General features: G+C 59.5%; 8 protein-coding genes. 4 read left to right on the plus strand and 4 right to left on the minus strand.

Annotation, left to right across the window (positions count from 1 at the left end; translation table 11 throughout):
- Positions 1-87 precede the first annotated feature (87 nt).
- From mapR to CKW38_RS05225, 3 genes are all read right to left on the minus strand, one after another.
- Positions 88-1,497 carry a GntR family transcriptional regulator MpaR gene (gene mapR, locus CKW38_RS05215; RefSeq protein WP_007919188.1) on the minus strand — a complete coding sequence of 470 codons (1,410 nt, stop codon included), beginning with the start codon at positions 1,495-1,497 and terminating at the stop codon, positions 88-90.
- A gap of 397 nt (positions 1,498-1,894) precedes the next feature.
- The gene (gene ccoG, locus CKW38_RS05220; protein WP_095112068.1) at positions 1,895-3,325 is read right to left on the minus strand and encodes a cytochrome c oxidase accessory protein CcoG; all 1,431 of its coding nucleotides are present in this window, start codon (positions 3,323-3,325) and stop codon (positions 1,895-1,897) included.
- A gap of 195 nt (positions 3,326-3,520) precedes the next feature.
- Positions 3,521-3,769, minus strand: a complete 249-nt coding sequence (locus tag CKW38_RS05225) for a DUF3203 family protein (RefSeq protein ID WP_007919185.1) — start codon at positions 3,767-3,769, stop codon at positions 3,521-3,523.
- A 123-nt stretch (positions 3,770-3,892) separates the two neighbouring features.
- On the opposite strand from CKW38_RS05225, the gene CKW38_RS05230 reads away from it, so the two are divergent.
- Positions 3,893-4,405, plus strand: coding sequence for an MgtC/SapB family protein (locus CKW38_RS05230; RefSeq protein WP_007919183.1), 513 nt, complete (start codon positions 3,893-3,895; stop codon positions 4,403-4,405).
- Positions 4,406-4,541: 136 nt separating this feature from the next.
- Here CKW38_RS05230 and CKW38_RS29520 read toward each other — a convergent pair whose 3' ends face one another.
- The gene (locus CKW38_RS29520; protein WP_003224520.1) at positions 4,542-4,700 is read right to left on the minus strand and encodes a hypothetical protein; all 159 of its coding nucleotides are present in this window, start codon (positions 4,698-4,700) and stop codon (positions 4,542-4,544) included.
- 217 nt (positions 4,701-4,917) lie between these two features.
- On the opposite strand from CKW38_RS29520, the gene CKW38_RS05235 reads away from it, so the two are divergent.
- The 3 genes from CKW38_RS05235 to glgB all read left to right on the plus strand — a co-directional run bounded on the left by CKW38_RS05235 (position 4,918) and on the right by glgB (position 12,633).
- Positions 4,918-6,915: an alpha-1,4-glucan--maltose-1-phosphate maltosyltransferase gene (locus tag CKW38_RS05235; RefSeq protein ID WP_095112069.1), complete on the plus strand. Its 1,998-nt coding sequence runs from the start codon at positions 4,918-4,920 to the stop codon at positions 6,913-6,915.
- A 142-nt stretch (positions 6,916-7,057) separates the two neighbouring features.
- Entirely contained in the window at positions 7,058-10,399 is a 3,342-nt protein-coding gene (treS, locus tag CKW38_RS05240; RefSeq protein ID WP_095112070.1) for a maltose alpha-D-glucosyltransferase, read from the plus strand.
- A 2-nt stretch (positions 10,400-10,401) separates the two neighbouring features.
- Complete coding sequence (gene glgB, locus CKW38_RS05245; RefSeq protein WP_007919177.1) at positions 10,402-12,633, plus strand: 1,4-alpha-glucan branching protein GlgB; 2,232 nt, start codon at positions 10,402-10,404, stop codon at positions 12,631-12,633.
- Positions 12,634-12,663 lie beyond the last annotated feature (30 nt).

The following is a 12,663-nucleotide window of genomic DNA, read 5'->3' on the forward strand; positions in this document are numbered from 1 at the left end:
TGTGTCGTACACAACATACGCGGTGACATAGAACACTGTGGGAGCTGGCTTGCCGGCGATGGGGCCACTGCAGTCAGCAACAATCTGTCAGAACGACCGCACAATCCGCCCCAACGTCTCCATGGCCTTTTCCGAATCCTCGGTCCACGGGCTGCCATAGTTCAACCGAATACAATTCCTGAACCGCTGCGTCGGCGAAAAGATCGGCCCCGGCGCAATGCTGATGCCTTGCGCCAGTGCCATCTGAAACAACTTCAACGAATCCATCTGCGGCGGCAATTCCAGCCACAAAAAGTAGCCGCCCGCCGGTTGGCTGACCCGCGTCTGCGCCGGGAAATAGCGGGCGATCGCCGCAAGCATCGCGCTCTGCTGTTCTTCCAGCGCATAACGCAATTTGCGCAAATGCCGGTCGTAGCCGCCGTGTTGCAGATAGTCGGCAATCGCCGCTTGCGCCGGCATTGAGGCACACAGTGAGGTCATCAGTTTCAGCCGTTCGATCTTTTGCGCGTAGCGGCCGGCGGCGACCCAACCGATGCGGTAGCCGGGGGCCAGGCTCTTGGCGAACGAGCCGCAGTGCATCACCAGACCTTCAGTGTCGAAGGCCTTGGCCGGTTTTGGTGCCTGCTGGCCGTAATAGAGTTCGGCGTAGACATCATCTTCGATCAGCGGCACCTGATGGCGGCGCAGCAGTTCGACCAATTCCTGTTTCTTCGCCTCGGGCATGGTCGCGCCCATCGGGTTCTGGAAGCTGGTCATGCACCAGCAAGCCTTGATCGGGTGGCGTTCCAGGGTTTGCGCAAGCACGCCGAGGTCGATGCCATCGCGCGGGTGCACGGGGATTTCCACAGCTTTGAGTTTCAACCGCTCGAGGACTTGCAGGCTGGCGTAGAACGCCGGCGCTTCGATGGCCACGAGATCGCCCGGTTCGGTGACGGCTTGCAGGCACAGGTTCAGCGCTTCGAGGGCGCCGTTGGTGATCAGCAACTCTTCCATCGGCAGCATCAGGCCGCCGACCATGTAGCGCAGGGCGATCTGCCGGCGCAGTTGCGGGTTGCCCGGCGACATGTCGGTGACGACCATGCGCGGGTCCATCTCGCGGGCGGCACTGGCCAGCGAGCGCGACAGGCGTTGCAGCGGGAACAGCGTCGGGCTGGGGAACGCTGAGCCGAAGGGCACGGTGCTCGGGTCCTTGATCGAATCGAGTACCGAGAACACCAGTTCACTGACGTCGACTTCGGTGGAGTCGTTGACGTGGCTACTGATCACCGGCTCTGAGAACGGGCTCGGCGCGTGAGTGTTGACGAAGTAGCCGGAGCGCGGTCGGGCGCGGATCAAGCCACGGCGTTCAAGCAGGTAATAGGCCTGGAACACCGTGGACGGGCTGACACCGTAGGTCTGGCTGGCGTAACGCACCGAAGGCACGCGCTGGCCGGGGCCGAGGACGCCGGAGCGGATCAGTTCAGCGATGTCGTCGGCGAATTTTTCGTAGCGTTTCATCGAGGAGCCTTGGTGCTGGTTGATGATGAGGTGTGTCAGGGGAACTGCCCCTCACCCTAGCCCTCCCGAAACGTCGGACCGCCCATAGGGAGAGGGGACTGATCGGGGGATGCTTGTGAACTACACCGACCTGAAAGTGCTTCGCTGAATCCATAATCGACTCGGCCTGAAAGTGCTTTGCTGAATCCCAATCGACTCGGTCTGAAAGCGTTTTGCTGAATCCACAATCGACTCGGTCTGAAAGCGTTTTGCTGAATCCCAATCGACTCGGTCTGAAAGCGTTTTGCTGAATCCATAATCGACTCGGTCTGTCAGGTCGATGTATAGCGACAGACACCTCGGTCGGCCCCCTCTCCCCCTGGGAGAGGGCTGGGGTGAGGGAGCGGATTCTAACGGCTCAGCGATTCATCGGCGCAACAAACCTGCTCTTCGCCACGCTATAAACCTTAGGCTCATCACTGTCGGCAATCTTGAAACTCAAGGTCTGCGAGCTGCTGGCCGGGCGTTCCGTGGTCATCGCCACCGACACCGGCACATCGACAATTTCCCCAGGTGCGAGGCTCAGTTGAGTCTTGCCTTGCAACTGGAAGCCGTCGCCGTCGACCAGGCTGAGGTTGTAGTCCTGACGTTGCTGGGTCTTGTTGATGACTTTGAGGGTGTAGATGTTTTCGATCTGGCCCTGACCGTTTTCACGGAACAAGCCGCGATCCTTGGTCACGTCCAGCGAGACCATCGGCCGTTCGACCAGCGCCAATGCCAATGCGCCGATCATCGCCACCAGCACCACGGTGTAACCGATCAAACGCGGACGCAGCAGGTGAGTCTTGCCACCCTGCAATTCGCGCTCGGAACTGTAGCGGATCAAACCACGCGGGTAGTTCATCTTGTCCATGATCGAGTCACAGGCGTCTATGCACGCCGCGCAACCGATGCATTCCATCTGCAGGCCATCGCGGATGTCGATGCCGGTCGGGCAGACCTGCACGCACAATTGGCAGTCGATGCAATCACCCAGGCCGGCTTCAAGCGGTTTCACGTCGCGTTTACGCGGGCCACGGTTTTCGCCACGGGCCACGTCGTAGGAAATCGCCAGGGTGTCTTTGTCGAACATCACGCTCTGGAACCGCGCATACGGACACATGTGCATGCACACCGCCTCGCGCAGCCAACCGGCGTTGATGTAGGTGGCAGCGGTGAAGAACAGCACCCAGAACAGGCTGACGCCGCCGATTTGCAGGGTCAGCAACTCTTCGACCAGTGGCCGGATCGGCGTGAAGTAACCGACGAAGGTCAGGCCGGTGAGCACGCTGATCGCCAGCCACAAGGTGTGTTTGGCGGCGCGCCGCGCCAGTTTGTTCAGGCTCCACGGCGCAGCTTGCAGTTTGATCCGCTGGTTGCGCTCGCCTTCGGTGATCTTCTCGCACCACATGAAGATCCATGTCCACGAACTCTGCGGGCAGGTGTAGCCGCACCAGACCCGGCCGGCAAACACGGTAATGGCGAACAAACCGAAGGCGGCGATGATCAACAGCGCCGAGAGCAGGATGAAATCCTGCGGCCAGAACGTCGCGCCGAAGATGTGGAATTTGCTTTCGGACAAATCCCAAAGCACCGCCTGACGGCCGCCCCAGTTCAGCCACACGGTGCCGAAAAACAGCACGAACAGAAATCCCGCGCCGCTCATGCGCAGGGTGCGGAACAGGCCGGTGAAGCTGCGGGTGTGGATCTGGTTGTCGCTGGACTTGGCCGTCGCCTTCATTGGGCGTGCGGGCACCTTCTTTATAGTCGGGGATGCTTCTACGGTTCGGACGGGGATTTGTTCGCTCATGATTATTCGCTCATCAGCCTCCATCAGGCCAGCGCACTATGAGCTTCGATCTGTTTGCATAACAGACTCAGGTATTTCAATAAAAAGCGGATCAGATGAGATTTTGGGTAGCGTCTGCGACAACTTGAAGCAGCGCGCAGGCAAAGGCGCAAACGCCTATCGCAGACGTTTGCGCGGGGTGTTGATCGAAGTCAGTCAAATCACCGAATCACTCTCGTCGGCTTTCAGGTGTTTGCGCCCGTCTTTGGCGCCTGCGACGGTCAAGGCGTCAGCCTCTGCCTCTGTGATGTAAACGCGCCGGCCTTCTATTTCCACGAATGACATGGATTTTTCGCTATCTGTCATGACTTCCAGGGTGTCGCAAATGCGAATTTCCTCGCCGTGTTCGACGGCGAAAAAACACACTTTTTGTTCGGGGTTGGATTCATCGACTCGAAGAGGCATGGGAGCAGTCCTTTTTTCAGGGAGGTCTGCAAGGTTAGGGCGCGCGCGTTGCCGATCGTTCTGCGCAACTGATTAATGGTCGCCGCTGTCCATCGTTTACCGACTAATAACAAGGACTGCACGATGAACGCGTGGTGGCATGAAGTGTGGGAAACCCTGCAAGCGGAATTCGCCGACGTTGGCGATGCTTCGCAATTGACGCGGATTACCGTTCGCCTGCTGATGGCGGCGGTGCTGGGCGGGATTCTGGGGTTTGAGCGCGAGCACAAGGGCAAGGCTGCCGGGGTGCGCACGCACATGCTGGTAGCGCTTGGGGCCGCGCTGTTTGTGCTGGTGCCGCAAACGTCAGGGGCGGAGTCGGATGCGATGAGCCGGGTGGTGCAGGGGGTGATCGCCGGGATCGGCTTTCTCGGTGCCGGGACTATCCTGAAAAACAAGGAAGGCGATGAAGGCCATGTCAAAGGCCTGACCACGGCTGCCGGGCTGTGGATGACGGCGGCCATTGGTGTCGCGGCGGGGTTGGGCAGGGAGGCAACGGCGCTGCTCAGTACCTTTCTGGCGCTGGGGATTTTCAGCGTGATGCCGCGCATCGTGAAGCTCTTCGAAAAGGACGAGGAAAAAACTGATGACCACTGATCATTCCTGCGCCGGATGATCGTTGCCACGCTCTGCGTGGAAACGCCTCAATGGACGCTATGCGTCCGCTTTGGGACGCGGAGCGTCCCGGGCTGCATTCCCACGCGGAGCGTGGGAACGATCAGTTAACGATCAATCAGACGATGACGGGTGGCATCGTCGTCGGTGGTTCTTCTTTGGGCGGCGGTGTGGTTCCCGGTGGTTCCTGCTCGGGAATCGGCTGCGGCTCGGTCTCGGGAAGAGTGGGTTTGTCGATGTTCGGATCAGGCGTTTCGGCCGGGATCGGGATGTTCATCTGATGACCTCCGTGTGGCACATGGCGTGAGAAGTGCTTAAGTGGATTGACCACCTCTTGGCGAATTCGATCCGCTTTTCTGACACGGCAATTTCATCTGAACTTTTCCCGGCGCCGGTCGCTCGGAACCTAAGTGAGTTCATTGCGGGGCAGGCGCAGCGTTGCGAACACTGACCCGGCACAAGAGCGTCCTTGGGGCGTTAAGGAGAGATGCTCAATGACGGCTGAAAAACCTTCTGAATTAAGCTACAACCCGCACATGCCGCTGTCGCAGGCCTTGCTGCTGCCGCGAATTGCCATTGAAAACACCATGCCGACACTCGATGGCGGGCAGTTCGCCGTGAAGTCGATTGCCGGCCGTGAAATTGTGGTCACCAGCAAAGTGTTTGCCGACGGTCACGACAAACTCGCCGTGCGCATTCGCTGGCGCGAGGAAGGCGAGGAGACCTGGCAGACCGAGGTCATGGCTGATCAGGGCAACAATGGCTGGCAAGGCCAGTTCCGCCCTGAGCACCAAGGGCGTTTCCTCTACTGTATCGAAGCGTGGATCGACCATTTCGCCAGTTTCCAATATGAACTGGAGAAGAAACACAACGCCGCCGTACCCGTTTCGCTCGAGTTGCAAGAAGGCCGCACGATGGTGCAACAGGCCGCCGAACGCAGCGAAGGCCAACTGAGCGAACAGCTCGCCGCGTTGCACCACGAATTGTCCGGGTTGCTCGAAACCGAGCAGGTTGCGCTATTCCTGCACTCGCGCAGTGCGCAATTGATGGCTGAGGCCGATCATCGCGCCTATCTGAGCGTCAGTCCGGAATTCCCGGTGGACGTCGAACGCGACCTGGCCGAATTTGCCAGTTGGTATGAACTGTTTCCGCGCTCGATCACCGATGATCCCCACCGTCACGGCACCTTCAATGACGTGCACGCGCGTTTGCCGATGATTCAGGACATGGGTTTCGACGTGCTGTATTTCACGCCGATCCATCCGATTGGCCGAGCCCATCGCAAGGGCCGCAACAACGCCCTGACCGCCGGCCCCGATGATCCGGGCAGTCCTTATGCCATCGGCAGTGAGGAGGGCGGCCACGAGGCCATTCACTCGCAACTCGGCACCCGCGAAGACTTCCGCCGACTGGTGGCCGCTGCCGCCGATCACGGCCTGGAAATCGCCCTCGATTTTGCCATTCAGTGTTCCCAGGATCACCCGTGGCTCAAACAGCATCCGGGCTGGTTCAACTGGCGTCCCGACGGCACGATCAAATACGCGGAAAACCCGCCGAAGAAATATCAGGACATCGTCAACGTCGACTTCTATGCGCCGGACGCGATTCCGAGCCTGTGGGTCGAGTTGCGCGATATCGTCATCGGTTGGGTCGAGGAGGGCGTGAAGATCTTTCGCGTCGACAATCCGCACACCAAACCGTTGCCGTTCTGGCAATGGCTGATCGCTGATGTGCGGGCGCTGTACCCGGAAGTGATCTTCCTCGCCGAAGCCTTCACCACGCCAGCGATGATGGCGCGGCTGGGCAAGGTCGGTTACACCCAGAGCTACACCTACTTCACTTGGCGCAACAGCAAGGCTGAGCTGGCGACCTATTTCACTGAGCTGAATGAATCGCCGTGGCGCGAATGCTACCGGCCGAACTTCTTCGTCAACACGCCAGACATCAACCCGGCGTTCCTCCACGAATCCGGGCGTCCGGGATTTTTGATTCGTGCGGCGCTGGCAACCATGGGCTCGGGCTTGTGGGGGATGTATTCGGGGTTCGAACTGTGCGAATCGGCTCCGGTGCCGGGCAAAGAAGAATACCTCGACTCGGAGAAGTACGAGATCCGCGTCCGCGACTTCACAGCGCCCGGCAACATCATTGCCGAGATCGCCCAACTCAACCGTATCCGCCGGCAGAACCCGGCGCTGCACACGCATCTGGGCCTGAAGGTCTACAACGCCTGGAACGACAACATTCTGTATTTCGGCAAGCGCAGCTTCGACGGCAGCAATTTCATTCTGGTCGCGGTCAGCCTCGATCCGCACAACGTGCAGGAGGCGAATTTCGAACTGCCATTGTGGGAAATGGGCCTGCCCGATGACGCAACGACACACGGCGAAGACTTGATGAACGGGCATCGCTGGGACTGGCATGGCAAATACCAGTTCATGCGCCTGGACCCGGCTTACCAGCCATTCGGCATTTGGCGAATCACTGCCACCTAAGCATTGCCCAAACCCCTGTAGGAGCTGCCGAAGGCTGCGATCTTTTAAAAGCAAGATCAAAAGATCGCAGCCTTCGGCAGCTCCTACAGGGGGATCAGCACAATCAGATTCTGTGCAGAAACGAATTTTTCAGGAGTTTCACATGGCGAAGAAACCCAAGGCAGCCACCTTTATCAAAGACCCGCTCTGGTACAAGGACGCGGTGATCTATCAAGTTCACGTCAAATCGTTTTTCGACTCCAACAATGACGGGATCGGCGACTTTCCCGGCCTGATCGCCAAACTCGATTACATCGCCGACCTCGGCGTCAATACCATCTGGCTATTGCCGTTCTACCCCTCGCCACGTCGCGATGACGGCTACGACATCGCCGAATACCGCGGCGTGCACAGCGATTACGGGACCATGGCCGATGCCAAGCGTTTTATCGCCGAAGCGCACAAGCGCGGCTTGCGGGTGATTACCGAGCTGGTCATCAACCACACCTCGGATCAGCACCCGTGGTTCCAGCGTGCGCGCAAGGCCAAGCCCGGCTCGGCGGCGCGGGATTTCTATGTGTGGTCGGATGACGATCAGAAATACGACGGCACGCGGATCATTTTCCTCGACACGGAAAAATCCAACTGGACCTGGGACCCGGTTGCCGGCCAGTACTTCTGGCACCGTTTCTATTCGCACCAGCCGGATCTGAATTTCGACAACCCGCAAGTGATGAAAGCCGTGCTCTCGGTCATGCGCTACTGGCTGGACATGGGCATCGACGGCCTGCGCCTCGACGCGATCCCATACCTGATCGAGCGCGACGGCACCAACAACGAAAACCTGCCCGAAACCCACGACGTCCTCAAGCAGATCCGCGCCGAGATCGACGCCAATTATCCCGACCGCATGTTGCTCGCCGAGGCCAATCAATGGCCGGAAGACACGCAGCTGTACTTCGGCGACACCGATGCCGCAGGCCTAAACGGTGACGAATGCCACATGGCGTTTCACTTCCCGTTGATGCCGCGCATGTACATGGCGCTGGCCCAGGAAGATCGCTTCCCGATCACCGATATTCTGCGCCAGACCCCGGAAATTCCCGCCAATTGCCAATGGGCGATCTTCCTGCGCAACCACGATGAACTGACGCTGGAAATGGTCACCGACAAAGAACGTGACTATCTGTGGAATTACTACGCGGCTGACCGTCGCGCGCGGATCAACCTCGGCATCCGCCGTCGTTTGGCACCATTGATGGAGCGTGATCGCCGTCGCATCGAATTGCTCAACAGCCTGCTGCTGTCGATGCCGGGCACGCCGACCCTGTATTACGGTGACGAGATCGGCATGGGCGACAACATCTACCTCGGCGACCGCGACGGTGTGCGTACGCCGATGCAATGGTCGATCGACCGTAACGGCGGCTTCTCCCGCGCCGACCCAGCGAGTCTGGTGCTGCCGCCGATCATGGACCCGCAATATGGCTATCTGTCGGTCAACGTCGAAACCCAGTCTGGCGATCCGCACTCGCTGCTGAACTGGACCCGCCGTCTGCTCGCGGTGCGCAAGCAGTCCAAGGCGTTCGGCCGTGGCTCGTTGAAAATGCTCTCACCGAACAACCGCCGTGTACTGGCCTACACCCGCGAATTCACCGATGCCGATGGCAAGCACGAAATTATTCTGTGCGTGGCCAACGTTTCGCGCAGTGCGCAAGCGGTGGAGCTGGATCTGTCGGCCTACGTCGGCATGGTGCCGGTGGAGATGCTCGGCGGTAACGCGTTCCCGCCGATTGGCCAGTTGAATTTCCTCCTGACCCTGGCCCCGTACGGTTTCTACTGGTTCGCGCTGGCGGCAGAAAATCAGATGCCGAGTTGGCACGTGGAACCGGCGCAAAGCCTGCCGGACTTCACCACACTGGTGTTGAAAAAACGCATGGAAGAACTGCTCGAAGCGCCGTCGCGGACGACGCTGGAGCAAAGCATTCTGCCGAGCTGGCTGCAGAACCGCCGCTGGTTCGCCGGCAAGGACGCCGCCATCGAAAAAGTACATCTGGCTTATGGCGTGCGTTTCGGCGATGCGCAGCATCCGGTGCTGCTCAGCGAAATTGAAGTCACCAGCGGTGGGCAGACCAGTCGTTATCAACTGCCGTTCGGTTTCATTTCCGAGGATCAGGTCGGCCCGGCGTTGCCGCAGCAATTGGCCTTGTCCCGTGTACGCCGTGTACGACAGGTTGGTCTGATCACCGACGCGTTCAGTCTTGAAGCATTTGTTCGTGCAGTGCTGCAAGGCATGCAGAACAACGCCGTACTTGAGTCGAGCGAGGGCGAAATCCGCTTTGCGCCGACGCCGCATCTGGAAAAACTCGGCCTCGGTGCCGAATCGGAAGTGCGTTATCTGTCCGCCGAGCAATCGAACAGTTCGGTGGTGATCGGCAACAGCCTGGTGCTCAAGCTGATACGTAAAGTCGCTTCTGGCGTACACCCGGAACTGGAGATGAGCGCTTACCTGACCGAGGCCGGATTTGCCAATATCTCTCCGCTGCTCGGCTCGGTGATTCGCCGCGATGCCCAGGGCGAAGACAACCTGTTGATGATCGCCCAAGGCTACCTGAGCAATCAGGGCGATGCCTGGGAGTGGACGCAGAACAACCTCGAACGGGCGCTGCGTGATGAGCTGGCCGATGCCATGTCCGAGCAGGAACAGCATTACAACGCCCTCGGCGAGTTGAAGGATTTTGCCGGCATGCTCGGTCAGCGTCTGGGCGAAATGCATCAAATGCTTGCCGAGCCTACCGACAATCCCGACTTCGCCCCGCAGGTGTCGACGGTCAAGGATATGCAGGCTACGGGCAAGGATGTCGTGGCGCAGGTCGAGCACGCCTTGAAACTGCTCAAGCAGCATCAGGGCGAACTCAATGCGGCGGATCAGAAACTGGTCAAACGTCTCATCGACGAGAAGAAAACCATCCTCACGCATGTGCAGGATCTGGCGAAAAAAGCCGTCGGCGGTTTACGCATTCGCGTCCACGGTGATCTGCATTTGGGCCAGGTGCTGGTGATCAAGGGCGATGCCTACCTGATCGACTTCGAGGGTGAACCGGCGCGGCCATTGAGCGAGCGTCGTGGCAAACACAGTCCGTACAAGGATGTCAGCGGCGTGCTGCGCTCGTTCGATTATGCGGCGGCGATGACCATCAACGTGCACAACGTTGACCACAGCGCTGAGTCTGAAACCGCGCGGCGTCTGGTCGCCGAGCGATATCTGCATGAGGCCCGTGAGGCATTTGTTCAGGCATATCGCCGTGCGGCAGCTAGTCTTGATCATGCTTGGCAAGATCCTGAAGGTGCCGACGCCGCGCTGGCGTTGTTCGGCCTGGAGAAGGCGGCCTATGAAGTGGCCTATGAAGCCGAAAATCGCCCCACGTGGCTGCCCGTGCCGTTGCACGGTTTGTATGGGTTATTGACGGGGCTTAAACCCTTTTCCGATCTTGGTGGAGAGTAGTCATGAGTTTCTCGAACAAGGAACAGGGTGCGGTCAAAGAAACATTGCTGCCCTCGGCGAAAGATATCGACGCCTTGGTGCGCGCTGAACATCACGACCCTTTTTCCATTCTTGGCCCGCACGGCGATGGCGCTGGCGGGCAGTTCATTCGCGCTTATCTACCGGGTGCGTTGAGTGTCGTGGTGCTGGACAAGGACAGCGGTGAAGAACGCGGTCCGTTGGAACAGACCGAAACGCCGGGGTTGTTTGTCGGCCATTTCGATCAGGCGCGGCCGTATCAGCTGCGCACGCGTTGGGCCGGCGGCGAGCAGGTTGCCGAGGATCCGTACAGCTTCGGCCAGTTACTCGGTGAAATGGATTTGTATCTGTTTGCCGAGGGTAATCACCGTGACCTCAGTGCGTGCCTCGGCGCGCAACTGAAAACCGTTGATGGCGTCGACGGTGTGCGTTTCGCCGTGTGGGCGCCGAATGCCCGACGCGTGTCGGTGGTTGGCGATTTCAACGTCTGGGACGGCCGTCGGCATCCAATGCGCCTGCGTCATCCGTCCGGGGTCTGGGAGTTGTTCATCCCGCGCCTGCAAGCGGGCGAGTTGTACAAATACGAGATTCTCGGTGCCCACGGCATTCTGCCGCTCAAGGCCGACCCGATGGCGCTGGCCACCAGCCTGCCGCCGGACACCGCTTCGAAAGTCGCCGAGCCGCTGCAAATCGACTGGCAGGATCAGGACTGGATGAGCAGCCGTCGTGACCGCCAGAAACACTCGGCGCCGCTGTCGATCTATGAACTGCACGCCGGTTCCTGGCAATGTGAGCTGGATGATCTGGGCGAAGTGGCCCGTCAGTACACCTGGCCGGAACTGGCCGAACGGCTGATTCCGTATGTGAAAGAACTGGGTTTCACTCATATCGAGCTGATGCCAATCATGGAGCACCCGTTTGGTGGTTCTTGGGGTTATCAGTTGCTCTCGCAATTTGCACCGAGCGCGCGTTATGGCACGCCGGCGCAGTTTGCCGAATTCGTCGACGCCTGCCACCGGGCCGAGATCGGTGTGATTCTCGACTGGGTACCGGCGCATTTCCCTACCGATACCCACGGTCTGGCGCAGTTCGACGGCACCGCACTGTACGAGTACGGCAACCCGCTGGAAGGCTTCCATCAGGACTGGGACACGCTGATCTACAACCTCGGGCGCACCGAGGTGCACGGCTACATGCTGGCCTCGGGGCTGCACTGGTTGAAGCATTTCCATATCGACGGCTTGCGTGTCGATGCGGTGGCGTCGATGTTGTACCGCGACTATTCGCGCAAGGCGGGCGAATGGGTACCCAACCGCCATGGCGGCCGGGAAAATCTGGAGGCCATCGACTTCCTCCGGCATTTGAACGATGTGGTCGAACTGGAAGCGCCGGGCGCGCTGGTGATCGCCGAAGAGTCCACCGCGTGGCCCGGTGTCAGTCAAAGCACGCAGCAGGGCGGTTTGGGTTTCGCCTACAAATGGAACATGGGCTGGATGCACGATTCGCTGCATTACATTCAGCAGGATCCGGTCTACCGCGCCCATCATCACAACGAGTTGAGTTTTGGTCTGGTCTACGCCTGGTCCGAGCGTTTCATCCTGCCGATCTCCCACGACGAAGTGGTGCACGGCAAGCATTCGCTGATCGACAAGATGCCCGGTGACCGCTGGCAGAAATTCGCCAACCTGCGTGCCTATCTGAGCTTCATGTGGACCCACCCGGGCAAGAAGCTGTTGTTCATGGGCTGCGAGTTTGGCCAGTGGCGCGAGTGGAATCACGATCAGCAACTGGACTGGTATCTGCTGCAGTACTCCGAACACAAAGGCGTGCAGAAACTGGTTGGCGATCTCAATCGACTGTATCGCGAAGAACCGGCACTGCACGATCAGGACGACGCGCCGCAGGGCTTCCAGTGGTTGATCGGTGATGATGCGATCAACAGCGTGTATGCGTGGTTGCGCTGGAGCAAGGACGGTAAACCGGTGCTGGTGGTGGCCAACTTCACGCCGGTGCCACGTCAGGCTTATCGCGTCGGCGTGCCGTTTGCCGGGCGCTGGGCAGAATTGCTCAATAGCGATGCCGACACCTATGCCGGTTCCAATTACGGCAATGGCGGCGGGGCGTTTACCGAGGAAGTGCCGAGCCATGGCCAGTCATTGTCGCTGGAACTGAATCTGCCGCCGCTGGCGGTGTTGATCCTCAAGCCAGAGGGCTGATCCGAGACCGCGTCGCTGCCTTCGCGAGCA

Origin of the sequence: Pseudomonas sp. Irchel 3H7, from assembly GCF_900187605.1 — a bacterium.
Classification (GTDB): domain Bacteria; phylum Pseudomonadota; class Gammaproteobacteria; order Pseudomonadales; family Pseudomonadaceae; genus Aquipseudomonas.

Coding starts and splice junctions, on each gene's coding strand:
- CKW38_RS29520 (WP_003224520.1), bottom strand. CDS start 4,700: ATGAACATCCCGATCCCGGCCGAAACGCCTGATCCGAACATCGACAAA.
- ccoG (WP_095112068.1), bottom strand. CDS start 3,325: ATGAGCGAACAAATCCCCGTCCGAACCGTAGAAGCATCCCCGACTATA.
- CKW38_RS05230 (WP_007919183.1), top strand. CDS start 3,893: ATGAACGCGTGGTGGCATGAAGTGTGGGAAACCCTGCAAGCGGAATTC.
- CKW38_RS05235 (WP_095112069.1), top strand. CDS start 4,918: ATGACGGCTGAAAAACCTTCTGAATTAAGCTACAACCCGCACATGCCG.
- CKW38_RS05225 (WP_007919185.1), bottom strand. CDS start 3,769: ATGCCTCTTCGAGTCGATGAATCCAACCCCGAACAAAAAGTGTGTTTT.
- mapR (WP_007919188.1), bottom strand. CDS start 1,497: ATGAAACGCTACGAAAAATTCGCCGACGACATCGCTGAACTGATCCGC.
- glgB (WP_007919177.1), top strand. CDS start 10,402: ATGAGTTTCTCGAACAAGGAACAGGGTGCGGTCAAAGAAACATTGCTG.
- treS (WP_095112070.1), top strand. CDS start 7,058: ATGGCGAAGAAACCCAAGGCAGCCACCTTTATCAAAGACCCGCTCTGG.